The following is a 22,419-nucleotide window of genomic DNA, read 5'->3' as shown; positions in this document are numbered from 1 at the left end:
ATGGACGCCGTATCGGCGCGCTTTGACCGAACAGAGATTGGCGTGATTATCGGCGTCCTCCTCGCGATGGGTGCTGCGCTTCTCATCTTCGAGTTGAGCTTCGTGCTCCCGACGCTCGCGGTAGCGGGAATGTGGATTCTCCTCGCACTCGGTCTCAACGTCCAATGGGGCTACGCGGGCCTCATCAACTTCAGCGTCGCCGCGTTTTGGGGCATCGGAATGTACTCCGTCGCGCTACTCTCGGCTCCCGGGTCGCCACTCGGCTTCGAATTCGGCCCGGGGGTGGCGCTCCTCGGGGCCATCGTCGTGAGCGCGCTGACCGCGCTCATCATCGGGATTCCGACGCTCCGCCTGCGTGCTGACTACCTCGCGATTGCGAGTATCGGGTTCGCAGAGATTATCCGAGAAGTCGTGAGCAACGAGCGGTGGCTTACAGCAGGAACGCAGGGTGTAAGCATTCCAGCCCTCCTGCCCGAACTGGCCACGACGCTCGACGCGCTGTTCGCTCCAGACGCACCGGCGTTCCCGTACCGGGGACTCGTCGACCTGCTGCTGGTGGCGATTGTAGTGTTCGCCGTCTACTTGCTCCTCCGACGGGTGCACCTCTCGCCGTGGGGGCGCGTTCTTCGGACGATTCGCTCGGACGAGGACCTCGCAAAGGCGCTCGGTAAGGACACCTACTGGCTGAAGATGCAGGCGTTCGTCCTCGGGAGCATCCTGATGGCAGTCGCTGGATTCTTCTACGCCTACCAGTTCCGCTTCGTGCTGCCGGAGACGCTCGAACCCATCAACACGTTCTACGTGTGGGTCGCCGTCATTCTCGGCGGAACGGGGAGCAATCGAGGCGCGATACTCGGTGGCCTGACCATCGTGGCGATTCGGGTACTCCCGAGTTTCTTCATCGACTTCCTCTCGCTCGATGTGAACGTCGGTGCCGTTCGCCTGCTCATCGTTGGGCTACTCATCATCGGCATCATCCGCTTCCGCTCGCAGGGCATCTTGCCCCCGCGTTCGGAACTCATCTGGCCGGCTGCGCGGGACAGAGGTGAGAAACAATGACCGAGATGATTTACGAAGGTGCGAATCTCGACAAGCAGGACCCGGTACTCCGGACGGAAGGGCTCAAAAAATCGTTCGGGGGCCTGACCGCGACCAACGACGTCACCATCCAAGTCGAGCGCGGTTCGATTACGGGGATGATTGGCCCGAACGGCGCGGGCAAGTCCACGCTGTTCAACCTCATCTCCGGATTCTACGACCTCGACGCAGGCCGCGTCTGGGTTAACAACGAGGAAGTCACGGACGCAGAGCCACACGAGACGGCTCGTACTGGCCTCATCCGGACGTTCCAGACGCCACGCCGCCTCGAAGGCATGACCGTTCGAGAGGCGATGCTGGTAGGGCCAGGCCCACAGGTGGGCGAGTCCATCATCCCGCTGTTCCTACGACCGGGGACGGTCAAGAAGCAGGAGCGGGCGAACATCGAAGAGGCCGAGCGACTGCTCGAACGGTTCGAAATCGACCACCTCATCGACCAGCCATCGACCGACCTCTCTGGTGGACAGCTCAAGCTGGTGGAACTCGCTCGGGCCATTATGACTGAGCCGGACATCCTCCTGCTGGACGAACCGGTCGCTGGCGTCAATCCGACGCTCGCAAACGATATCAAGCGGTTCATCAGGGAACTGAATGAGGAGGGACAGACCTTCCTCATCATCGAACACGATATGCCGTTCATCATGGACCTCGCAGACCCGATTATCGTCTTAGACCAGGGCCGCGTTCTCATGGAGGGGACGCCGGAGGAAGTCAGAAACGACCAGCGCGTCATCGACGCGTACCTCGGAGGTGCCGAATGAGCGACCGCGCGCTCACCGTCGACTCCGTCGATTCGGGATACGGCGAGGCGCAGGTTCTCGACGACCTCTCGCTCTACTTAGAACAGGACGAAATCGTCTGCATCATCGGACCGAACGGGGCCGGGAAGTCCACCGTCCTCAAGACGGTATTTGGTCTGCTCGAACCGTGGGAGGGGGCCATCCACTTAGACGGCGAGGACATTACGGGGACGCCGCCGGAGGACCTCGTCCGTGAGGGCGTCGGCTACGTCCCGCAGGTGGACAACGTGTTCGGGTCGATGACCATCGAGGAGAACCTCCGCATGGGCGGCGTCGCCCGTGACGGCGGCTTGGACGAGATCATCGCGGAACTCTACGACCGATTCCCCGTCCTCGACGAGAAGCGGGAGGCCAAAGCCCGGACCCTCTCGGGCGGACAGCGACAGGTGCTCGCGTTCGCCCGGGCGCTGGTGATGGAACCCCACGTCCTGCTCATCGACGAACCGTCTGCGGGTCTCGCGCCCAACATCGTCCAGGACGTGTTCAGGGACGTTCAGAAGGTGAACGACCTCGGGACGGCCATTCTCATGGTCGAACAGAACGCCCGCGAAGGCCTCGCCATCTCGGACAGGGGCTACGTGCTGGACCAGGGGGCGGTGGCCTACACCGACGAGGCAGACGCGCTGCTCGACAATCCGGAAGTGTCTCGGCTGTACCTCGGCGGATAGCACGGCACAGGTCTCATTTTTTAGTCACGACTGCGGTACGCAAGACTGATTCGCGACGACCGTCCGCGAACGAGGCTTCTCGCTGTCTGCCTGCGCCGAGTGTTCTAACTGGACGACCGACACGGTTTGCAGCGTCGTGTCGTGGTTAGCGTTCCAGCGATGGCAGAGATACGTCGCCAGATTTCCGGGGTCGCTGACCTCGCGGTTCTCTACGTGTTCGAGGTACTTTCGCCAACGCGCGCTCGGGTACGCGCCCGAGACCTCCACGGGTCGAGTCCACGAAACTGCCCCCTCCTGAAAGGCGTCCACTTGTCCACCGGATTCGAGTCTCCCGGGAGCGACGAACCAGCTATCTTCGTTCGGTGGTGTGGGCGCGAACATCCGCCATGGGGTCGAATCCGGTGCGACGGCTTCGCCGCGCTCTGTCGGGATGGCGACGACGCCTAACGCCGTTGCGTTTACCAGCAACATCACGACGATGACCAGTGTCGCGAGAATCGTCACGGCCCGAGTTCGCAGTGGGTGGGCCGTGGTTTCCGGTTCGTCGTGGCTTGAGAGGTCGGAGCGGCTCCCGCGACTGCGCGACACCATCGTCGCTGTCGTCCGTTCGACCTGGTTCCAGACGCCAGCGGGAAAGAACACCAACAGACTCGCAATCGAGACGAGCGGGAACAGGCCGATTCTGAGCGTCAGGGCCATTCCAACGTGCATGCCGACGAACAACAGTGCGAGGGCGGTTCTGGCCCGCCCGCGGAGCACAACGAGCAGCGGCGCACAAATGACCAATACGAGCCAGAGCGTGCCGAGAACCGAGAGCAGAGTGGGAAACTGTGCGAGTTCGTCGCCGAGGAAAACCGTGAGATAATCGACCTGAAACACGGACTGAATCGCCGTGCCCGCGGTCCATGCGTCCCCGCGGAGTTTCAGAACCGCGTTCACCGAATAGACGACGATGGTCTGGACCAGCAGACCAACGGTAGCCATTGAGACGACCCGACTCGCCTGCGGCGCGGTGAGTTCGCGAGAATCGACCGACCACCGCGCACCGAGCGGGAGGAACAGGCTCCAGAACAGCAGTCGGCGCAGGAGTACGTCGCCCGCACTCAAGACGAGTGGATTGCGAATGTGCAGCGAGACGAGCAGGAGCAACAAACAGAGCGTCGCCACTCGGGTTCGATACCCGACGAGCAACGCGAGCGCGGCCACTCCGGCCACAAAAAACAGGACGCCCTGCATCCAGGCGCTTCCGGAGAGAGCGTGCAGCGAGAGGTGCGAGAGACGCGGATACATCGTCTGGAGGGCGCTGCGCGGGAGGACGCCGGCGTCGGTGTAGAAGGCAACGAGATGCCGGGAGCGCAGGCTCAAATCGGCGAGCAAGAGTACCCCGAGCGAGATGCGGAGGGCGGCGAGCGCGCGCACGTCGATGCCGACGTGCTCGGCGAGGCGTCGCCACCCGACAGAACGGCGTGAAGCGCGGAAGAATGGGGGAGTCACACATCACCGCAATCATGTCAATGATAAATGTCTTGTGTAGATAGTTTTCGGTGACGGCAACAGCCGAACGCTGGCACACGCTTTTACGTTTCTACCCGGTACGAACGCGCATGAAGAAAGTCGCCATCGACGAGGTCAACGTCGTCACCAACCCGATGAACGTCCACAGCATCCGTCGCCCCGTCTCCCGCGCCCTCGGGACCGAGGAGTTCGCGATGAACTACTTCGAACTCGAAACCGGCGAGTCGTTCTCCGGCGGCCTGCACACCCACTACGACCAAGAGGAGGTGTTCTACGTCCAGTCCGGAACCGCGACGTTCGAGACGAAAATCGATGGCGAGCGCGACACCGTCACCGTGGACGCGGGCGAGGCCATTCGCTTTGCCCCCGGTGAGTTCCAGCAGGGACTCAACGGCGAGGACGAACCGGTCGTCGGCTTCGCCTTCGGCGCACCCGGCGCGACCCACGACTGGGACGAAATCGAGTCCATCACCTACTGCCGAGACTGCGAAGAAGAGACACCCCACGGCCTCGACCTGACCGAGAAGGGTGGTTTCAAGATGGATTGCAAGGAGTGTGACATGACGTTCACGATTGAACGGTCTGACTAGTCCACGAGCGCGGACGATTCTGAGAACGATAGTTTTTGAAGATGATGGGCGTGACGGGAGTGAGCAAACGCTTCGCGTTTGCGAACGCCGTCGCGCCCGCGAATGAAATGAGCGGGCGTGACGGGATTTGAACCCGCGATCGAGAGGTTAGGAACCCCTCGCCCTATCCACTAGGCCACACGCCCTCACGGGAGACACCGACGTGTCTACGTACAGGTGGAGGGCGCGAGAGAAAAACGGTTACTCTTTACTTCTCTTTCTCGGTTTCGACGTCGTCTTCGTCGTCGGCACCGATTTTGGGTTCCGATTCGGACTCCTCGGCCGCGGCCGTCGCCTCTGCCTTGTCGGCGTCGGCGTCGGTGGTGTCCGTCTCGGACTTCGTTGCGCCTTCTTTGCTCTTCTTGCGCATCTCTTCGAGTTCGCCTTCGACTTCTTCGCGGCCTTTCTGGAACTCACCCATCGCTTGCCCGGTCGAACGGGCGAGTTTTGGAATCTTGTTTGCGCCAAACAGGAGGATGGCGATGAACAGGATGACGAGCAGTTCCGGCCCGCCCGGGATTCCCGGGAACAGCGGAGTGATTGTATCGAGCATCTCTACCCCATGCTTGCCTACTGTTTAATATAGGCTTTTTGCTCAACCGATAAGACCCTCTCAAAACCGGAAGACTCGGGGATGGCGGGTCCGTTAGCCGATAGCGCAAACGTCTTTTGGGTGTCTCCGTAAGCCACAGACGCAATGGTCAACACTGGCGACGACGCACCAGACTTCAGCGCACCGGTAGCAAACGGCGATATCGAGCAGTTCGACCTCGGCGAGCGCCTCGACGATGCGCCCATCGTCCTCGCGTTCTTCCCAGGCGCGTTCACGAGCGTTTGCACGGACGAGATGTGCACGTTCCGCGACAACCTGAGCGACTTCGAAGAGGTCGGCGCAGAAGTGTACGGCGTCAGCCGCGACTCGCCGTTCACGCTCAACGAGTTCCGCGCCCAGAATGACCTCAACTTCGGCCTCATCTCCGATTTCAACAAAGAGGTCATCGACGCCTTCGACGTCGAGATGGACTTCGCGGACCTCGGCGTCTACGGCGTCGCAAAGCGCTCCGTGTTCGTCGTCGACGGCGACGGCGATGTCACCTACTCGTGGGTCAGCGACGACCCCGGCGTCGAACCCGACTACGCCGAAGTCGCGGACGCCGCAGCAGAGGCGTAAGTCGATACGGGCCCGAGGTTTTTTTCTCGCTGCGCCGCATTCACGTAGGTATGAGTGACGTTTCAGATGTCGATAGCGAGAGCCTTTCTTACGACCCCAGCGCCGACCACGCCTTTCCTGACGAAAAACTGAACCGGGTTCTCGATTTTATCGAACGAGACGAGGAGATTCAGGCACTCCTCGAAGCCCAGAACGTGAACCCCGTGGCGCGAAAGCGGTACAACGACCACGGGGCAAAACACATCGAAATCGTCCGCGACCGCGCACTCACCCTCTACGACCTCTTGAAACGTGGGGGTATCCCGTTCAACGGCGCACGCGACCAGGGCTTAGAAGAAGAAGACGAGGCCGTCATCATCGCGTTCGCGGCCACCCTCCACGACATCGGCCACATCGTCCACCGCGACGACCACGTCTACTACTCGATTCCGCTCGCCTCTGACGTTCTCGACCGCGTGCTGCCCGAGTTCTACGACACCATCGCCGAGTGCGTGCAAGTGAAGGCAGAAGTGCTTCACGCGATTCTCTGTCACCACACTGTCGAAGACCCCCTTTCGCTCGAAGCAGGCGTCATCCGCGTCGCGGACGCCCTCGACATGGAACACGGCCGTTCGCGCATCCCGTACGAGAGTGGCGGGCGCGGCATCAACACAGTCTCCAGTCAGGCGATTCGGAAGGTAACGCTCCAGGAGGGCGAGGAGGCCCCCGTCACCGTCGAAATCGAGATGACAAACGCCGCCGGTGTCTACCAGGTAGACAATCTGCTCAAGGCGAAACTCCGTGGTTCGGGCCTCGAAGACTTCGTCCGCATCGTCGCGCTCAACACCCACATCGACGGCGACCAGATCGTAGAGCGCATCGAACTTTGAACCGGCAGTTCTGTCGCAAGTAGTACCGTTTATCCGCGCCCGACCGTTTCCTGCTGGTAGATGGTTCTCGCGATAGAAACGACGGATCTCAGAAAGTCCTACGGCGACGTGGAGGCGTTGCAGGGCCTCGACCTCGCCGTCGAGGAGGGGGAGTTCTTCGGCCTCCTCGGCCCGAACGGGGCTGGCAAGACGACGTTCATCTCGATTCTCACCGGTCTCGTGCGTAAATCCGGCGGCGATGCCAGTGTGTTCGGCTACGACGTGGAGACAGACTACCAGCAAGCACGCGACGCGATAGGCGTTGCGCCCCAGGAGTTTAACGTAGACCGCTTTTTCCCCATCAAGGAAGTGCTGATGCACAAAGCCGGCTATCACGGTATCGGGAAAGAGGAAGCCTCTCGACGCGCGGATGCGGCGCTCAAGAAAGTCGGCATCTACGACAAGCGCGACACCCGCTTCGACTGGCTCTCCGGCGGGATGAAACGCCGCCTCCTGCTCGCCCGGGCCATCGTCACGGAACCGGACCTCCTCATTCTGGACGAACCCACAGCAGGCGTGGACGTGCAACTCCGTCGCGACCTCTGGAACATCATTACCGAGATGAACGAGGAGGGGACGACGATTCTGCTCACCACTCACTACATCGAGGAAGCAGAACGTCTCTGTGACCGGGTCGCCATCATGAACGAGGGGCAGAAGGTGACCGTCGCGAGTCCGGAGGACCTGATGGACGAGGGCGTGGACAACATCACGATTACGCTTCGCGACACACCGGAGACGGTCCCTGACCTCCGTATCGACGCGGTCCAATCGGCAGAGTTGAAGACGGGCAAACTCGTGATTCGCGCCCAGCGTGCCGGGAGCGTTGCGCCCGAAATCCTGCTCGCGCTCGACGACGCCGGCCACGAAGTCGTCGACCTCGACATCTCTCGGACGTCGCTCGAAGAGGTGTTCGTCTCGCTCACGAACGGGAGCGAATCGACCAACGGGGACAAACCACGAGTTGCCCCACAGGAGGGACAGTAACGATGAGTAGCTACGTCCAACTCAAATCGCTGATTCAACGAGAGATACTTCGCTACGTCAGACGCCCGTACAACACGTTCCTGCCCCCGATAATTACGAATTCCCTCTATTTCGCGGTGTTCGGGGTGATTCTCGGTAGCCGAATTGGGTCGATTGCCGGCGTGAGCTACATCCAGTTCGTCTTGCCGGGGCTGGTCGTGCTTGGCGCAATCTCAGACGCGTTCGAGAACGCCTCGTTCTCCATCTTCCACGGCCGGTGGAACGAGTACATCGACGAGGTAATCACCTCCCCGATGTCGAATCGAGATATCGTCGCCTCCTACGTGACGGCAAGCGCAATCAGAGGCATTCTCACCGCGCTTCTCATCGTCGGTGTCGGCCTCGTCTTTACGTCGGTCAGCCTGTCGCATCCGTTCTATCTGGTCAGTTTCCTGCTCGTCATCACCGCGCTGTTCGGCGGCCTCGGCATCATGGGCGGACTCTGGGCGACGGATTTCGACTATTTGACCGTCCTCAACCAGTTCATTCTGCGCCCGCTCGTGTTCTTCGGTGCGGTGTTCTACTCGCTCGACGTCCTTCCCCCACTCTGGCGGACGGTTTCGCTGTTCAACCCGATGGTCTACATGGTCAACGGTGTCAGATACGGGATGATCGGTGTCACAGAAGTCGACCCAAACCTCTCGCTCGCCATTCTGTCCGCCGCAACCGCGGTCGTCCTCACAATCGATTATCTATTGTTCAAACGCGGGTACGGTATCGCCGACTGAGGCGAACCCCTATGCGGGTGGTTCGCGTACTAGTTTCTAATGAACACTCGCTGTTACGCCTGCGACAGTGTGTACGACGCCTCGCGCGTCCGCTGTGACTGTGGCGAACCCGTCTGGTTCGACGTAGACGCCACCGCGTTCGCGTGGCCGATGGGCGACACGCGCGGGGTCTGGCGCTACGCTGACCTCCTCCCTGTGGACCCGGCGAACGGGCTTGGCTGGGCGGCCGGCGGCACGCCCCTCCTTCGGCTGGACCGACTCGACGAATACGCCGGGTGTCGCGTCTGGGTGAAAGACGAGACGGCCAACCCAACCGGGACGTTCAAAGACCGCGGCAGCGCCGTCGCCGTGGCCGCCGTCGCAGAACGTGGGGGTCGCCACATCGGGACCGTCTCGCATGGGAACATGGCGATGAGCACGGCGGCCCACGCCGCGGCCTGCGGCCTCGAGTGCGTTGTACTCGTTCCCAAGGACATCTCCGAGAAGCGACTCGCCGCCATCGGCCAGTACCGGCCAACCATCGTTCGCGTCGATGGGGACTACGGGCAACTCTACTACGACAGCCTCGACATCGGCCGGGAGTTCAGCATCGAATTCGTCAACTCTGACGTCCCGCTTCGAGTGGCCGGTCAGAAGACTGTCGCCCTCGAAATCGTCGAGCGATTCGACGGCGTCCCGGACGCTATCTGTCTCCCGGTGAGCAGCGGCGGCCAGGCGAGCGGCGTCTGGAAGGCCCTCCGCGAACTCGAAACGGCGGGTCTCATCGAGTCGGTCCCCCGCCTCTACTTCGTGCAGGCGGCCAACTGCGACCCGATTGCACAGGCGTACGAGGCGGGGCACGACGTCGAGCGAATCGAGCCAAAATCCACGGCCGCCTACTCCATCGCGAACGCGAACCCACCGAGCGGAAACCGCGTCCTTGCGGCCGCCGCAGAGACCGACGGGGCGGTCCTCTCGGTGAGTGAGGATGCGATTTCGGAGGCGACCCGTCGGTTTGCCGAGCTGGCAGGGTTGTGCGTCGAACCCTCCTCCGCCGTCGCGCTCGCGGGTTTGCACGACCTCACCGCGGCCGGTGAACTAGACGAAGACGAATCCGTCGCGCTCATCCTCACGGGAACCGGATTCAAGGAATTGAGCCGTGACTTCGCTGACTCGCCCATCGTCCCGCTCTCCGGCCTCCACGAGTATTTCGAGTCGGCCCTCGGTGCCCACTTATGACGATTATCGACCTCACCTACCCGCTCGAAGACGAAATGTCCGTGTACCCGGGCGACCCGTTGGTCTCGATTCGCGACCACGACGTGTACGAACTCGACGGCTACCGCGTGACCGGCCTGTCACTTGGCACGCACTCGGGAACCCACATCGACGCGCCGAGTCACACCGAGGCGGACGGGAAGTCCCTCGACGAATTTCCGATTACGACCTTCATCTTCGAAGCAGAGCGGGTCGATTGTCGCCACCGTGGTGCCCGTGAGCGGATTCGGCTGGAGGACTTGCCGGAGACCGTAGACGGCGACCTCCTCGTGTTTCAAACCGGGTGGGACACCCACTGGGGAACCGACGCCTACCTCGACCACCCCTACCTCGACGTCGGCGTCGCGAAGTGGTGTGCAGAGCGGGGCATCCACGTCGCCCTCGACGCCTTCGGTCCGGACCCGACGCCGAGCGACAACGCACGACCGAGGGAACCGACCGACAGCCCTGCTCACCACGCGCTGCTCAGTAACGACTGCCTCATCATCGAGAACCTCCGCGGGGTGGACCGCGTTCCCGACCGATTCGTGCTGGAGGCCTTCCCGCTCGCCATCGCTGGAGCAGATGGGGCTCCGGTTCGGGCCATCGCCCGATTCGCCTGACGGCGGCAAAGGACGACGGCGACCACCGCGTTTATGTGGGTAAATCATGATGGTACAGCCAATGGAAAACGCACTCCTCGCTTCCGACACGGCCGAGACCATCGTCACGACGTGCCGAACCGCAATGGGCGACAGTCTCCGGTCGGTTACCTACTTCACGCGCGACGACTTCGACCAGCTCTACCTCCGCGACGATTTAGAACAGGACGCAGACCTCACGGGCTTTATCGGCAACGAGTGGCGCAGTTTCAAGACGACACGGGAGGCCTATCGCGGGTCTGAACTCGGCGACTACAAGTACACCATCCGCACCTTCGAAAACGGCTTCTTGCTCCGAGTGACTACCGACCGCGAGGGTGTGTTCGCCACGACGGACGGCCTGACGATTCAGGCGTTCGACAACGTCGCGACGGCGATTCGAAAAGTCCTCGGCGAGGCTTAAACGACGTACAGCGGGTCCAGTTCCTGTTCTTCGAAGAACTCGCGCAGTTTCTTGACTCGAGGAGCGATTTCTTCGGGACGGTGTGAGTCCGACCCGACGGTGAACCGAACCTCATGTTCCAGAAGCACGTCGAGGAATCGCGGGACAGGGTGGAACTTTCCGTAATCAGTGAGCACGCGCCCGGCGTTGATTTCCGGAACCGTCCGCGACCGCTTGAACGCTCGGGCGGCGGCGTGGTAGTGGTCGTCGGTCGCCAGGTCACGGAAGGCGGGATTGCGTTCGAGCAGGTCCACGTGCGCCGCGATGTCGAACAGTTCTGACTGGGCGAGGGAGACGAGTTTCTCGAAGTATTCGTCCACGAGTTTGCGGCGTTCTGCCTCCGACTTCTTCGCGAAGTAACTCTCGATGTGGACGTTCACTTCTTCCAAGTGGTGGACGCTCCCGATGGTGTAGTCGAAGTCAGTCTGATTGAAGAAATTTCGAATCGCGCCGTGGTCGTCCGGGTCGTAGTCCATCTCGACTGCGTTGTAAATCTCGATATCGAACTGGCGAGAGAGGCTCCGTATCGCCCGCAGTCGGCGGTCGTACGTCTGGTCGAGATTGAATCCAAGGAGGTGTTTCAGGTCCTGCATTCGCTCGCGATCTGAGACGTTGCAGTGGTCTGCGAAACCGACGCCCTTCAGCCCAGCCTGCTCTGCGGATTGCAGCATCTGGAAGAGGAATCGCCCGTCCGAGTAGTTCGAGTGGACGTGGTAGTCGTGGAGCATTCGTTAGTGCAGTGTAGTGAGTCATTCGGGATAACTGTGTGGCCGCCCGCCCGCAGTGCACGAGTGATAGCCCCGTGTCACCGACGCGATTCAGAAACCGGCGAATATCCTACCTATCAAAATAGGTAACTGTCTCGTCTCCTCGTACCCAGGTGCGAGTGGAGGATGGCGGGCACGCACACGTCCGTCCCACGGATGGAGCCCAGGCTGCATCCCAGACGGGTTCCCGGGCATCTGATCAGAGGTGCCACCGTGTCCGCGTTTTTCACTCGCATTCATCCAACGCACCTGCGAGTACGCGAGAGGTCGCTACTCACCGCACAGAGGGCCAGAGGAACGTACCGCTGCATACGACACGCTCACGAAGAATTGTGAAGTGCGGGGTGCGGGAATTGAACCCGCGTCGAAAGCTTGGAAGGCTTTAGTCATACCACTAGACCAACCCCGCGTGTTACGGTTTTGGCGCTCACACGACACGAAAGCGCGTAGTCGAGCCAAAGCCCGAGTACGCGAACGATATGATCCACGCCGTGTCCGACCCGCCCAGGTCGGACGCGGTAATCGTGTGTCGCAGATAGGTCTAAACCGTGCCCCGTTAAGGGTGTTTCTTTTTTCGCACGAACGTTTTGTACGTGGCAATCGTCTACTGAGGTATGCGAATCCTGGTCGCCATCGACAGTTCCGAGTGCAGTTTCACCGCGCTTTCGTACGCACTGGACCTCTACGAGATGGGCGGGGTCGAACTCGACGTGGTCCACGTCACGGATTTCAAGACCGACGCGACCGAGGCGCTCGTCGCGAAGGCACGCGAGATGCTCGCCGACGCCGGGATCGATACTGAACCGGAGGTCGTCACCAATCTCGGACTCGATACGCCGAAGGCCTCTGTTCGCGTGGGGCAGCGAATCGTCGAACTCGCGACCGAGCGCGGCGCAGACCAGATTGTCGTCGGGCGGCACGGCGAAACCGGTATGTTAGAGAAGATAATTCTCGGCAGCACGTCAGAGACCGTCGTCAAAGGGGCGGAAATCCCGGTGACGGTCATTCCGGCGTGACGACTGTGTAGCAGTTGCCACTAGAGAGTTCGTTCGACACTACGCGAAGGTCGCTCGCCGCGAAGTCGGCATCGAATTCGGCCGGCGCGTAGATGTGGTAGAATCGCGGGACAGTCTCGCCACCGGGCAGCGTCCAATCGACCAGGGTATCGAAGCCTTCCGGGCCGTCGTGGTCGAAGGCGTCGTGGGCAGTCGACCAGACGCTCACGAGCGCCCGGGCCTCCGGTTCGAGGACGCGAGCGAGTTCGTCGAGACTCGCCCGGCGCAGCGAGCGTTCTGGGAGGTGGTGCAGGGTCGCAACGTAGAGTGCGAGGTCAATGCTATTTGCGGCGAACGGGAGGCTGGCGGCGTCGCCGGCGACGAACGCGGCGTCGAACCCGCGGTCTGTGGCCCGTGCTCGCGCCTCGCCGAGCAGGCCGATACTCGCGTCGAGACCGATGGCTCGCGTCGCCTTCTCCGCGAGCAGTTCCGTGTGTCGGCCGTTTCCACAGCCGATGTCGAGGGCCGTCTCGGCGGGTGGCTGGGCGTCGAGAAACGACGCCACCTCCGGCCAGGCGTACTCGCGAGTTTTCGAGAAATGGGCCGCGATGCGGTCGTAGGTGTCTTTGACCGCCTTGCGTGACCGGTCCATGAGCAAACCAACTTCTGGACAGCCTTCCGTGTTGCCTTCTCAGAGGACGAGAAACATCCCGTAGGCGATGAGCAGCATGATGGTGGCGTGTTTCGCACCGGCCCTGACCGTCCCCTCGCTCATTTGGCCAGCGACGAGTCCCGAGAAGAACCCCTGTAACAGCGCAGCGTGGAAGAAAATCATCTCGTACTGCAGTTTCTCTGCGTCGGTGATGCCGGCGGCCTGACCGGCCAGTCCCACCGAGTTGACGAGGTCGCCCGACGGGATGCTCGGGATGAACACGCTCACCATCACGTAGACGATGGTGAGGAAGACGAGAAACGAGATGTACGTGATGATGAGGTAAACCATCATCTCCTGTTCGCGTTTTTCTTCTAACTGCTGAATCGACCGCGCCTCGTCCGCGGCGATTCTGAGCACGGGCGCGATGTCACCGCTCGCGCGAATGGCGTTCGAGATGAGCGTCACCGCTCTGGTCACGCTCGGTGCGCGCACCCGGTATTCGAAGCGATGGAGGGCCGTCTCCACGTCCGCGCCGTAGTTGATGTCGTGCCAGATGCGCGTCATCTCTGTGTCAAGCGCACCAAGGTCGTTCTGGCGGATTTTTTCGATCCCACCGACGACCGAGATGCCCGCCTCGTTGAGGCTGGCGAGGCGTTCGAACAGTTCGGGGATGGCGTTCTCGATGGCGGCCCGCCGACGGGCGTGAACCTCCCAGACGATTGCAAACGTCGCGATTACGAACAATACGCCCTGTATCAACACGTCGTCGAGGCCGGCTACGGCCACCGTGCCGCCGAGCACTGCGGGCCAGATAATAATCATCACCCAGAGCGCTGCGAGCGGCATCGTCGCGTAGAGGAGGACGAACGGCCGCTCGAACACGGTCTGTACCGGACGTTCGAGGGTCCGGGCGACGGTCCGGAACCGTTCGTACAGTTCGAGTTGCGCGAGGAGTTCTCGGTCGCGCGGCGAGTGCGCGTAGCCACCGTCGGTCAGTGGCCGGGCCGCGTCGGGTGAGCGGGTCGTTCGAACGCCGGTGACGGCGAGCGGCTGGGTGGTCGAATCGTGGGAGATGCGTGGACCGCCCGTGGCGGTGGTAAACCGGTCGAGGTAGAGGATGAACGCTATCGTCGCCAGTGGGACGAGGACGTAGACGACCACCTGCAAAGCGAGCAGCGTGCCGCCACTCACGAGACCGATGATGAGCAACACGGTAATTAGGAACAGCGGTCCGACGACCAGCACCGACACGTACCCCTCCGCGAACGCGGCGAGCAGTTCGAGGAACGACGACTGTCGCGACTCCGCTTCCTGCTTTCGCCGTTCGTACTCTTCACGGAGGAAGTCGGGAACGTGCTGACCGCTCTGCAGGACGCTCGAAACGTTCTCCAGAAACGTCTTCAACTCCGTGCTCGGCGTCCGGCGAGACACCCGCTGAATCGCAGTGAGAATGTCCGCGCCAAGCAGGTCCATGTCGCGGGTCGCGACGGCCAGCTCCTCCGCCGATTCGCCGTACACCGAACTGTTGTCTCTGAGCGCGCGCAGAATCTTCGGAAACGCCATCCCACCCCGAGAGAGGGCGTACATGAACGCGACGGTCCGAGCGATGCTCTCGTCGATTCTGCGCTCGCGACCGTCCGCGTGGGCGGCGGGAACACCCCAGCGAAGGCGGTAGGTGACGAATCCACCGAGAAGCGCGGCGGTGGCGCTGAGGGCGAACAGGACGACGAACCGCCGAATCTCGGGAATCTGCACGCCGGGAATACGGCTGAGCATCCCCAGTGCAGGGACCTGTTCGACGATGAGGCCACTCGACACGGAGATGACGAAGAGCACGAAAACGGCGACGTAAATCCCGAGAATCGCAGACACGACGGCGATAGTGCCACTGTAGAGCAGCGTCTTCGAAGCGAACACCCGGTAGGGGATGTCGATTTGCGCCCGCTGGAGGGTTCGGCGTCGTGCCAGCCGATTGCCGACGTTCTGGACGTAGTTCCCGAAGGTAGCGAGCGCGAGCCGCGTGAACAAGCGGTCGAGCCAGTTACTGTAGGGCGTCGCCACGAGCATCGCGAGGAGGGCGACGCTGCCGACCAGCGGCGCGACGGAGAGCAGAGTCTTGAGCATCATTCTGCCGAGGGGGCGGGTGCCTTCTCGGCGTCGATTCTCGCCAGAACCGCTGCCTTGTCGGCGTAGTACTCGTTGACCTCCGCGGTGAACTGCCGGTAGTCGGACACCCCCTGTTCGCGCAGGTGTTCGAGGAAGCGCCGCCGATTCCTGAGCTCCGAGAGCAACTGCGCCTGTGACCACCCGCGCTCGTCGCGTATCTCGTCGAGCACAGTGCTCGTCCCCTCGGTGACGGTGTCGGTGCTCGGATTCCAGGTGTACGCCGTCGAGTAGTCGAGTTCGCCGGTTCGCTGGTTAATTCCCTCTATCTCTGCGATGGTCCGGTTACGTCTCGAGCGCTCGCCGTCGATTCTGACGAGCGACTGGATACAGAGGATGTCGAGCGACTGGACCATCTGCCGGGGGACGTTGATGGGTTCGTTTTCGAGACGGTTGATGACCGTCTGGACGCTGTCTGCGTGCATCGTCGAGTAGGTGGTGTGGCCGGTGTTCATCGCCTGAAACAGCGTCATCGCCTCCTCGCCGCGCACCTCGCCGACGATGATGTACTCGGGGCGGTGGCGCAGCGCAGAGCGCAACAGGTCGAACATCGTGATGTCGGCTCCCGCGTCCAGTCGGTCGCGGGTGACCGAGGAGAGCCAGTTTTCGTGGTACAGCGCGAGTTCGTGAGTGTCCTCGATGGTGAGCACCTTCGCTCGCGGCGGGATGAACATCGAGACGGCGTTCATCGAGGTGGTCTTCCCGGAGGCCGTCCCGCCAGCGAAGATGAGCGATTTGCCGCTCTCGATACCGAGCCACAGATAGGCCATCTGGCGGAGCGTGAACGTCCCGTAGTTGATGAGGTCGATGGGCGTGAGCGGGTCTTCGGCGTAGCGCCGAATCGTGAACGCAGAACCGCGCGGCGTCACCTCCTGGCCAATGACGAGTTCGGCACGACTGCCGTCGGGGAGCGTGGTACCCACCACCGGCGACCCGATAGAGATGTGCTGGCCCGAGCGCTGGGCGAGTTGGATAACGAAGTTGTCGAGTTCGTCGCGCTGGAAGCTGATGCTCGTCTCGATGTTGTCCTGTTGGTCGTGGTAAATGAACAGCGGGATGTCGTACCCGTCACACGAGATGTCCTCTACGTGCGGGTCGTGCATGACCGGGTCGAGCTTTCCGTAGCCCAGAAACGAGCGATAGAGGTAGTAAAAGAGGCGGTAGAACGTCGTCATCTCGACGGAGACGCCGTACTCCTCCAAGCGTTTTCGCAGTTCGTCTTTCAGCACGTCTTCGGGCGAGTGTTCGCCGGTCTTCCGGTACAGCAGCGGGTCACGGATGTCGTCGACGAGCGTTTCGAGCAGGCGCGCTTCGACTGGCGAGAGGTCGGGTTCGACGACGTGATAGCGGTGGTCGTTCGCCGCCGGGTTGAACAGAATCGTGACGAACGCGAACGGAGCGTTCACCCAGTAGCGGTCGATTTCTTCCCAGCCATCCAGGCCGTCGTAGGTGACGAGCGGGCCATCCTCGTTCGGGTCGTAGTTTTCGAGTTCGAGCGACGACCCGGAAAGCATCTTCGAAGCGCGTGACAGCCAGTTTTGAAACTGGCTCAGGGCACTCGATTCGGGTTCGTAGGCGTCGTGTGTGTCCGTGTCTGTCGGTCGTTGTCCTGCCATGAAATCCCCACTGACGCCCCGCACGGGCGGTCGGTTACTGTCATGACTGTGCGGCGGAAACTACATAAATCCGACCCAAAATCAGGCCCGCTCGACCCGCAGCAGTGTCGCCCCGAAGACGAGGAAAAACAGCGCCCCGAGGGGGACGGCGATGCCGATGAACGACTGAAAGAGGAGTGCCGTCGCCACGGTGAGCACGAGGCCCGTAACGAGCAACAGGCCGCCGATGGCGCGAACGGGGTCCACTGGTCCCGCTTCGACAGTGTCCTCAGCGAGGTAGAGCGCGATACTCACGACGAGCGCGAGGAAGAACACGAACGCACCGACGAGCCAGATTTGCTGGGCGAGGATGGTCTGTGCGTTCTCGTAAAAGGACTGCAGTTCGAGAACGGTAAACAGAATCTGTTCCTGTTCGCCAAAGGAGATGCCGAAGATGTACTGTACGTGGAAGAATAGGAACCGAATGACGACGACGGTCCCGATGTCGAGGGAGGCGACCGAGAACGACCACGGCATCAGCGCCGACAGCCACGTCGCCAGCACCGCGAGTTCGTTCGCGTAGTCCTCATTTACCCAGGCCATTACACAAATCGGCACTGTCCATCGGGTAAAAACTACCGCAAGACGGGCGTCTGACGGAGGCGGTACGTACTTAGGGTGTGCGTCCATATAGCACACGAAGATGAGGCGTGACTATTTCGGGGCGTCATTTTCGAACCTCGATGGTGGGTCCCCAGACGACCAACCAACGCTCTCGATTTCCTTCACCGGACCCCGGGAGAAGTTCGACGACCGGCTCTCTGGCCGCGACGACGCGCCGTTCGACCAGGACAGCATCGACGTATCGTTCCGACTCAGAAATCCACTCGAAGCCGACGACACAGCGGGCGTGCTCGCCGTGTCGAACCGAACGACAGGCGAGTTCCTTCTCGAAGTGAACGTCGCGACGGAAGGGGTCCTCCGGTTCATCCGTGCGGCCCGTCGATACGGCAACCTGAGCGACGGTGACAGCAATTATACCCTCGTCGTGGACGTCGGGGACGACCGCATCGAGATGGACAAATCGACGTTCCTCGTTTACGGCCACGCGGGTGACCTCCTCCACCAGCACAGCCTCATTCCGAGCGGTGTCGAACTCTGAGGGCGACGGAAACTGCGTGGAAATAAATAGCCACCGCGGGAATTCGAGGTATGGAACTATTCGGAACGGCGGGGATTCGCGGAAGTGCCCGCGACCGAGTAACGCCGTCGCTGGCGCTCGCAGTCGGCCGCGCCGCCGGTGACGAACACGACGAATTCGTCGTTGCGCGTGACGGCCGAGAGACGGGTCCCGCGCTCGCCGCCGCCATCGAGGCGGGTCTCGAAAGCGCGGGTGCGACCGTCTACCGGGCCGGACAACTCCCGACTCCGGCACTCGCGTTCGCCTCACAGGGCCGTCACGGCGTGATGATTACAGCGAGCCACAATCCGCCCCAGGACAACGGCATCAAACTCTTTCGTGACGGCGTCGAGTACGACCGTGACGCAGAGCGGCGCATCGAAGAGCGCGTCGAAGCGGGCCAGTCGCCGGTCGAGTGGGACGAGTGGGGCACCGCGAGCGCCATCGAACCCCTGTCGGCCTACTGTGACGCCGTCGTCGAATACGCGAAGGCGATGGGCGAGCCGCTCGACGGGCTCAAGGTCGCCGTCGATTGTGGCAACGGAATGTCCGCCCTCGCGACGCCGCAGGTGCTCCGCGAACTCGGTGCGCACGTCGTCACCCTGAACGGAAACGTGGACGGGCGCTTCCCGGGTCGCGAGAGCAAGCCAACGCCGGAGACGCTAGCCGACCTGCGGGCGTTCCTCGCTGACGGCGACTTCGCCTTCGGCATCGGGCACGACGGCGACGCCGACCGCGCCGTGTTTCTGGACGGCGACGGAGATATCGTCCACGAGGACACTGTCGTCGCCATCCTCGCAGAGCACTATGTCCGTGCGAGCGACGTCGCCGACCCAGTGGTCGTGACCACGCCGAACGCCTCCGCGCGCATCGACGAGCGTGTCCGCGAGGCCGGAGGCCGCGTCGAACGGGTTCGACTCGGCGCACTCCACGAGGGCATCGCGAGCGCACTCGACGCCGGCGAGGACGGGACGAGCGTCGTCTTCGCCGCAGAACCGTGGAAACACATCCACACGCAGTTCGGCGGCTGGATAGACGGCCCAGCGAGTGCGGCGGTGTTCGCCCGTCTCGTGGCGGCACACGGCCTCGACGCACTTCGCAAACCGGTCACAGAACGGCCGTACCGCAAGGTCAGCACTGAGTGCCCGGACGACCGGAAAGCTGCGACGATGGGCCAGCTGGCAAAGACGCTACCCGCGGCATTCCCCGAAGCGACGGTGGATACAGAATACGGCGTCCGCCTCGAACGAGAAGACGGGTCGTGGGTGCTCGTGCGCCCGAGCGGGACCGAGCCGTATGTCAGAGTGTACGCAGAAAGCGACGACGTAGACACCCTTGTTTCCGAGGTTATCGAAATCGTAAAAACGGCGGTTGCAGGGCGCTAATCTGCGACAGCGCGCACATTCAAAACGAACGATTTATACAGTTCTTGCCTGCTTTTGTGAGATATGCCTGTCGACCGACGACGATTCCTCAAAGCAACGGGTGCACTCGGGGCAGTGGGCCTCGCTGGGTGTACGACAAATCCGAACAACGACGCGGGTGACAACAATAACAACAACACGGGCAACGGAGACGGCGACGGCGGCGAAGACCCCGTCAACGTTGGGATGGTCTACGCCACGGGCGGCCTCGGTGACAAGTCGTTCAACGACATGGCCCACCAGGGCGTCCAGCAGGCGGCAAAGGAATACAACGTCGAGTACCAGAACGCAGAGCCAGAAGAGGCCTCGCAGGTCGGGAGCCTCCAGAAGCGCTTCGCACAGGAAGGAACCTTCGACCTCATCACGGGCGTTGGCTTCGTCCAGAAAGACGGCATGGTCACGAACGCCCAGGAGTTCCCCGACCAGAACTGGATTCTCATCGACGAGACCGCTCAGACCGAGGACGGAAAACTCTTGGAGAACGTCGCAAACTACCGCTTCAAGGAACACCAGGGCTCGTTCCAGATTGGCTACCTCTCTGCACTGCTCTCCACCCAGGAGTTCAGCGCCGGTGAGAGTTCGACGAAACCAGACCAGAAGTCCGTCGGCTTCGTCGGCGGGTTCGAGATTCCGCTCATCAAGAAGTTCCTCGCTGGCTTCCAGGCTGGCGTCGCTCACTACGACGACAGCATCGAAGTCCAGTCCGCCTACGCGGGTGCGTTCAACGACCCTGCGACGGGGAAAGAGATCGCGCTCTCGATGTACGACAACGGTGCGGACATCGTCTACCACGCGGCCGGTGGCACGGGCCTCGGCGTCTTCCAGGCGGCCCGTCAGGTTGGTGGCTTCGCGATGGGCGTCGACGCAGACCAGTCGAAATCCAACGCGGAGTACAAGGACGTCATCCTCGCGAGCATGGTCAAGCACGTCGACCTCGCCGTCTACGAGTCGGTCGAGGCCGTCGTCAACGGTAACTTCAAAGGCGGCGTCGAGAACCGCCTCGGGCTCAAGGAAGAAGGTGTCGAGGCCGTCTACGGGCAGGAACTCGGCAGCGCCATCCCAGAGGACGTAAAGAGCAAGCTCGAAGAGAGCAAACAGCAGATCATCGACGGTGAGATTACGGTTCCGTCAGAGCTGTAATCGGAAACCGTACAATACTTGCCCGAACCTTTCGAACCCTCGGGCAAAGCTGCGCAACCTATTTCAATGAGTGAGACACCAGCAGTACGACTAGCCGGGATTACGAAGCGGTTTCCGGGCGTAGTTGCCAACGACAATGTCGACCTGACCGTCGAGCAGGGGAGCGTTCACGCGCTTCTCGGTGAGAACGGGGCCGGAAAGACGACCCTGATGAACGTTCTCTACGGGCTGTATCGACCGAATGAGGGGGCCGTCAGCATAAACGGCACGCCCCGCGAGTTCTCCTCCCCACGCGATGCCATCGACGCCGGCATCGGAATGATTCACCAGCACTTCATGCTGGTCGACCCGATGCCCGTCGCCGACAACGTCGTCCTCGGAAACGAGCCCAGAAAGTGGTTCGGGCTCTCGATGGACCGACAGCAGGCAGTCGCAGAGGTCACCGAACTCGCAGACAGATACGGCTTCGACGTAGACCCCACCGCGACGCTCGAGAACGTGAGCGTCGGAGAACAACAGCGCGTCGAGATTCTGAAGGCTCTCTACCGCGGCGCGGACATCCTCATTCTAGACGAACCGACGGCCGTCCTCACGCCACAGGAGGTAGAGGAACTGTTCACCGTGTTCGACGAACTGACCGCCCAGGGCAAGACGATTATCTTCATCTCGCACAAACTCGGCGAGGCAATGGAGGCCGCAGACGACATCACCGTCCTCCGCGACGGGAAGAACGTCGGCAGCGTGGACGCGAACGCGACCAGCCGCGAGGAACTCGCGGAACTGATGGTCGGCCGTGAGGTCATGCTCGAAGTCGACAAGACTGCTGCCGACCCGGGTGAGCAGATTCTCGGCGTCGACGACGTGCACGTTCGCGACGACCGCGGCGTCCCGAAACTCTCCGCCCTCGACTTCGAGGTGCGGGCGGGCGAGGTGTTCGGCATCGCCGGCGTGGACGGCAACGGTCAGTCGGAACTCATCAACGCCGTCACCGGGCTCTCGTCGGTCGACGAAGGAACCATCGTCTATCAGGGTGCGGACATCACCGACATGCCACGGCGCGAGCGCATCGCGCAGGGCATGTCCTACATCCCGGAGGACCGCCAGGAGAGCGGTGTCGTCATGGACTACGATCTCGTTCAGAACGCGGTCCTCGGCAACCAGCACACAGAACCGTTCTCGCGCGGCGGGCGAATCGACTGGTCGTACACGGCGCAACACGCAGGTGACATCATCGACAAGTACGACGTGCGACCGCCAGACAAGCGGGCGACCGCCGAGTCGCTCTCCGGTGGGAACCAGCAGAAGTTCATCGTCGGGCGCGAGTTCGAGCGCAACCCCGACTTCGTGGTCGCGGCCCACCCGACACGCGGCGTGGACGTCGGTTCCATCGAGTTCATCCACGACCGGCTCATCGACCTGCGAGACGACGGAACGGCGGTGTTGCTCGTCTCCTCGAAACTCGAAGAGGTCACGCAACTTTCTGACCGACTCGCGGTGATGCACGACGGTGAATTCATGGCAATCGTAGACCCAGACGACGTGACCGAAGAGGACCTCGGCTTGCTCATGGCAGGGGAGTACCCCGCCGGATTCGACGGAGGTGACCAGCCGTGAAAC

Annotated in this window: 23 protein-coding genes and 2 tRNA genes; 16 read left to right on the top strand and 9 right to left on the bottom strand. The window is 62.0% G+C overall.

The window, feature by feature from the left end:
• Genes P0648_RS10700 through P0648_RS10690 form a run of 3 tightly spaced genes read left to right on the top strand, consistent with a single transcriptional unit; the run spans nt 1 to nt 2,566 of the window.
• Nucleotides 1-1,059, top strand: a complete 1,059-nt coding sequence (locus P0648_RS10700) for a branched-chain amino acid ABC transporter permease (RefSeq protein ID WP_369685119.1) — start codon at nt 1-3, stop codon at nt 1,057-1,059.
• Nucleotides 1,056-1,859, top strand: a complete 804-nt coding sequence (locus tag P0648_RS10695) for an ABC transporter ATP-binding protein (RefSeq protein ID WP_276274876.1) — start codon at nt 1,056-1,058, stop codon at nt 1,857-1,859. The genes P0648_RS10700 and P0648_RS10695 overlap by 4 nt, the downstream gene beginning before the upstream one ends.
• On the top strand, nt 1,856-2,566 hold the full coding sequence (locus tag P0648_RS10690; protein ID WP_276247263.1) for an ABC transporter ATP-binding protein: 711 nt from the start codon (nt 1,856-1,858) through the stop codon (nt 2,564-2,566). The genes P0648_RS10695 and P0648_RS10690 overlap by 4 nt, the downstream gene beginning before the upstream one ends.
• Before the next feature lie 24 nt (nt 2,567-2,590).
• Here P0648_RS10690 and P0648_RS10685 read toward each other — a convergent pair whose 3' ends face one another.
• Nucleotides 2,591-4,060 (bottom strand): HTTM domain-containing protein, encoded by a 1,470-nt coding sequence (locus P0648_RS10685; protein ID WP_276274877.1) that lies wholly within the window; start codon nt 4,058-4,060, stop codon nt 2,591-2,593.
• Between the two features lie 110 nt (nt 4,061-4,170).
• Between P0648_RS10685 and P0648_RS10680 the strand changes: the two genes are divergently transcribed.
• A complete protein-coding gene (locus P0648_RS10680) occupies nt 4,171-4,671 on the top strand; it encodes a cupin domain-containing protein (RefSeq protein ID WP_276247265.1) in 501 nt (166 codons plus the stop codon).
• A gap of 112 nt (nt 4,672-4,783) precedes the next feature.
• Here P0648_RS10680 and P0648_RS10675 read toward each other — a convergent pair.
• Nucleotides 4,784-4,856, bottom strand: a tRNA-Arg gene (locus P0648_RS10675).
• A 62-nt stretch (nt 4,857-4,918) separates the two neighbouring features.
• Nucleotides 4,919-5,263: a twin-arginine translocase TatA/TatE family subunit gene (locus P0648_RS10670; protein ID WP_369685088.1), complete on the bottom strand. Its 345-nt coding sequence runs from the start codon at nt 5,261-5,263 to the stop codon at nt 4,919-4,921.
• A 144-nt stretch (nt 5,264-5,407) separates the two neighbouring features.
• Between P0648_RS10670 and P0648_RS10665 the strand changes: the two genes are divergently transcribed.
• The 7 genes from P0648_RS10665 (at nt 5,408) to P0648_RS10635 (ending at nt 10,844) form a co-directional block, all read left to right on the top strand.
• Nucleotides 5,408-5,881, top strand: coding sequence for a redoxin domain-containing protein (locus P0648_RS10665; RefSeq protein WP_276247266.1), 474 nt, complete (start codon nt 5,408-5,410; stop codon nt 5,879-5,881).
• A gap of 50 nt (nt 5,882-5,931) precedes the next feature.
• Nucleotides 5,932-6,750 carry an HD domain-containing protein gene (locus P0648_RS10660; RefSeq protein WP_276247267.1) on the top strand — a complete coding sequence of 273 codons (819 nt, stop codon included), beginning with the start codon at nt 5,932-5,934 and terminating at the stop codon, nt 6,748-6,750.
• 60 nt (nt 6,751-6,810) lie between these two features.
• The gene (locus P0648_RS10655) at nt 6,811-7,776 is read left to right on the top strand and encodes an ABC transporter ATP-binding protein (protein ID WP_277503913.1); all 966 of its coding nucleotides are present in this window, start codon (nt 6,811-6,813) and stop codon (nt 7,774-7,776) included.
• A gap of 2 nt (nt 7,777-7,778) precedes the next feature.
• A complete protein-coding gene (locus P0648_RS10650) occupies nt 7,779-8,543 on the top strand; it encodes an ABC transporter permease (RefSeq protein ID WP_276247269.1) in 765 nt (254 codons plus the stop codon).
• Between the two features lie 39 nt (nt 8,544-8,582).
• Entirely contained in the window at nt 8,583-9,761 is a 1,179-nt protein-coding gene (gene thrC / locus P0648_RS10645) for a threonine synthase (protein ID WP_276247270.1), read from the top strand.
• Nucleotides 9,758-10,402, top strand: a complete 645-nt coding sequence (locus P0648_RS10640; RefSeq protein ID WP_276247271.1) for a cyclase family protein — start codon at nt 9,758-9,760, stop codon at nt 10,400-10,402. The genes thrC and P0648_RS10640 overlap by 4 nt, the downstream gene beginning before the upstream one ends.
• Nucleotides 10,403-10,463: 61 nt before the next feature.
• Entirely contained in the window at nt 10,464-10,844 is a 381-nt protein-coding gene (locus tag P0648_RS10635) for a hypothetical protein (RefSeq protein ID WP_276247272.1), read from the top strand.
• Here the strand turns inward: P0648_RS10635 and P0648_RS10630 are convergent.
• A complete protein-coding gene (locus tag P0648_RS10630) occupies nt 10,841-11,611 on the bottom strand; it encodes a PHP domain-containing protein (RefSeq protein WP_276247273.1) in 771 nt (256 codons plus the stop codon). The genes P0648_RS10635 and P0648_RS10630 overlap by 4 nt on opposite strands.
• 377 nt (nt 11,612-11,988) lie before the next feature.
• Nucleotides 11,989-12,059, bottom strand: a tRNA-Gly gene (locus tag P0648_RS10625).
• Nucleotides 12,060-12,264: 205 nt separating this feature from the next.
• Between P0648_RS10625 and P0648_RS10620 the strand changes: the two genes are divergently transcribed.
• Nucleotides 12,265-12,666 carry a universal stress protein gene (locus P0648_RS10620; RefSeq protein ID WP_276247274.1) on the top strand — a complete coding sequence of 134 codons (402 nt, stop codon included), beginning with the start codon at nt 12,265-12,267 and terminating at the stop codon, nt 12,664-12,666.
• Here P0648_RS10620 and P0648_RS10615 read toward each other — a convergent pair.
• The 4 genes from P0648_RS10615 to P0648_RS10600 all read right to left on the bottom strand — a co-directional run bounded on the left by P0648_RS10615 (nt 12,653) and on the right by P0648_RS10600 (nt 17,661).
• The gene (locus tag P0648_RS10615) at nt 12,653-13,297 is read right to left on the bottom strand and encodes a class I SAM-dependent methyltransferase (protein ID WP_276274881.1); all 645 of its coding nucleotides are present in this window, start codon (nt 13,295-13,297) and stop codon (nt 12,653-12,655) included. The two genes, P0648_RS10620 and P0648_RS10615, sit on opposite strands and share 14 nt — an antisense overlap.
• A 39-nt stretch (nt 13,298-13,336) precedes the next feature.
• Nucleotides 13,337-15,427 (bottom strand): type II secretion system F family protein, encoded by a 2,091-nt coding sequence (locus P0648_RS10610; RefSeq protein WP_276247276.1) that lies wholly within the window; start codon nt 15,425-15,427, stop codon nt 13,337-13,339.
• On the bottom strand, nt 15,424-17,079 hold the full coding sequence (locus tag P0648_RS10605) for a type II/IV secretion system ATPase subunit (RefSeq protein WP_277503909.1): 1,656 nt from the start codon (nt 17,077-17,079) through the stop codon (nt 15,424-15,426). The genes P0648_RS10610 and P0648_RS10605 overlap by 4 nt, the downstream gene beginning before the upstream one ends.
• Nucleotides 17,080-17,160: 81 nt before the next feature.
• Nucleotides 17,161-17,661, bottom strand: a complete 501-nt coding sequence (locus tag P0648_RS10600; RefSeq protein WP_276247278.1) for a hypothetical protein — start codon at nt 17,659-17,661, stop codon at nt 17,161-17,163.
• Nucleotides 17,662-17,761: 100 nt separating this feature from the next.
• On the opposite strand from P0648_RS10600, the gene P0648_RS10595 reads away from it, so the two are divergent.
• From P0648_RS10595 to P0648_RS10580, 4 genes are all read left to right on the top strand, one after another.
• The gene (locus P0648_RS10595) at nt 17,762-18,220 is read left to right on the top strand and encodes a DUF5793 family protein (RefSeq protein WP_276247279.1); all 459 of its coding nucleotides are present in this window, start codon (nt 17,762-17,764) and stop codon (nt 18,218-18,220) included.
• A 50-nt stretch (nt 18,221-18,270) separates the two neighbouring features.
• The gene (locus P0648_RS10590) at nt 18,271-19,623 is read left to right on the top strand and encodes a phosphopentomutase/phosphoglucosamine mutase (RefSeq protein ID WP_277503907.1); all 1,353 of its coding nucleotides are present in this window, start codon (nt 18,271-18,273) and stop codon (nt 19,621-19,623) included.
• 63 nt (nt 19,624-19,686) lie between these two features.
• Nucleotides 19,687-20,802: a BMP family ABC transporter substrate-binding protein gene (locus tag P0648_RS10585; RefSeq protein WP_276247281.1), complete on the top strand. Its 1,116-nt coding sequence runs from the start codon at nt 19,687-19,689 to the stop codon at nt 20,800-20,802.
• 66 nt (nt 20,803-20,868) lie between these two features.
• Nucleotides 20,869-22,416, top strand: a complete 1,548-nt coding sequence (locus tag P0648_RS10580; RefSeq protein WP_276247282.1) for an ABC transporter ATP-binding protein — start codon at nt 20,869-20,871, stop codon at nt 22,414-22,416.
• Nucleotides 22,417-22,419 lie beyond the last annotated feature (3 nt).

Source organism: Haladaptatus sp. DYSN1 (genome assembly GCF_029489995.1).
In the GTDB taxonomy this organism is placed as follows: Archaea; Halobacteriota; Halobacteria; order Halobacteriales; family Halococcaceae; genus QDMS2.
The sequence above is the reverse complement of the archived record's forward strand: the minus strand, read 5'-3'. Positions and strand labels throughout refer to the sequence as shown.

Coding starts and splice junctions, on each gene's coding strand:
- P0648_RS10700 (WP_369685119.1), top strand. CDS start 1: ATGGACGCCGTATCGGCGCGCTTTGACCGAACAGAGATTGGCGTGATT.
- P0648_RS10695 (WP_276274876.1), top strand. CDS start 1,056: ATGACCGAGATGATTTACGAAGGTGCGAATCTCGACAAGCAGGACCCG.
- P0648_RS10690 (WP_276247263.1), top strand. CDS start 1,856: ATGAGCGACCGCGCGCTCACCGTCGACTCCGTCGATTCGGGATACGGC.
- P0648_RS10680 (WP_276247265.1), top strand. CDS start 4,171: ATGAAGAAAGTCGCCATCGACGAGGTCAACGTCGTCACCAACCCGATG.
- P0648_RS10670 (WP_369685088.1), bottom strand. CDS start 5,263: ATGCTCGATACAATCACTCCGCTGTTCCCGGGAATCCCGGGCGGGCCG.
- P0648_RS10665 (WP_276247266.1), top strand. CDS start 5,408: ATGGTCAACACTGGCGACGACGCACCAGACTTCAGCGCACCGGTAGCA.
- P0648_RS10660 (WP_276247267.1), top strand. CDS start 5,932: ATGAGTGACGTTTCAGATGTCGATAGCGAGAGCCTTTCTTACGACCCC.
- P0648_RS10655 (WP_277503913.1), top strand. CDS start 6,811: ATGGTTCTCGCGATAGAAACGACGGATCTCAGAAAGTCCTACGGCGAC.
- P0648_RS10650 (WP_276247269.1), top strand. CDS start 7,779: ATGAGTAGCTACGTCCAACTCAAATCGCTGATTCAACGAGAGATACTT.
- thrC (WP_276247270.1), top strand. CDS start 8,583: ATGAACACTCGCTGTTACGCCTGCGACAGTGTGTACGACGCCTCGCGC.
- P0648_RS10640 (WP_276247271.1), top strand. CDS start 9,758: ATGACGATTATCGACCTCACCTACCCGCTCGAAGACGAAATGTCCGTG.
- P0648_RS10635 (WP_276247272.1), top strand. CDS start 10,464: ATGGAAAACGCACTCCTCGCTTCCGACACGGCCGAGACCATCGTCACG.
- P0648_RS10630 (WP_276247273.1), bottom strand. CDS start 11,611: ATGCTCCACGACTACCACGTCCACTCGAACTACTCGGACGGGCGATTC.
- P0648_RS10620 (WP_276247274.1), top strand. CDS start 12,265: ATGCGAATCCTGGTCGCCATCGACAGTTCCGAGTGCAGTTTCACCGCG.
- P0648_RS10615 (WP_276274881.1), bottom strand. CDS start 13,297: ATGGACCGGTCACGCAAGGCGGTCAAAGACACCTACGACCGCATCGCG.
- P0648_RS10610 (WP_276247276.1), bottom strand. CDS start 15,427: ATGATGCTCAAGACTCTGCTCTCCGTCGCGCCGCTGGTCGGCAGCGTC.
- P0648_RS10605 (WP_277503909.1), bottom strand. CDS start 17,079: ATGGCAGGACAACGACCGACAGACACGGACACACACGACGCCTACGAA.
- P0648_RS10600 (WP_276247278.1), bottom strand. CDS start 17,661: ATGGCCTGGGTAAATGAGGACTACGCGAACGAACTCGCGGTGCTGGCG.
- P0648_RS10595 (WP_276247279.1), top strand. CDS start 17,762: ATGAGGCGTGACTATTTCGGGGCGTCATTTTCGAACCTCGATGGTGGG.
- P0648_RS10590 (WP_277503907.1), top strand. CDS start 18,271: ATGGAACTATTCGGAACGGCGGGGATTCGCGGAAGTGCCCGCGACCGA.
- P0648_RS10585 (WP_276247281.1), top strand. CDS start 19,687: ATGCCTGTCGACCGACGACGATTCCTCAAAGCAACGGGTGCACTCGGG.
- P0648_RS10580 (WP_276247282.1), top strand. CDS start 20,869: ATGAGTGAGACACCAGCAGTACGACTAGCCGGGATTACGAAGCGGTTT.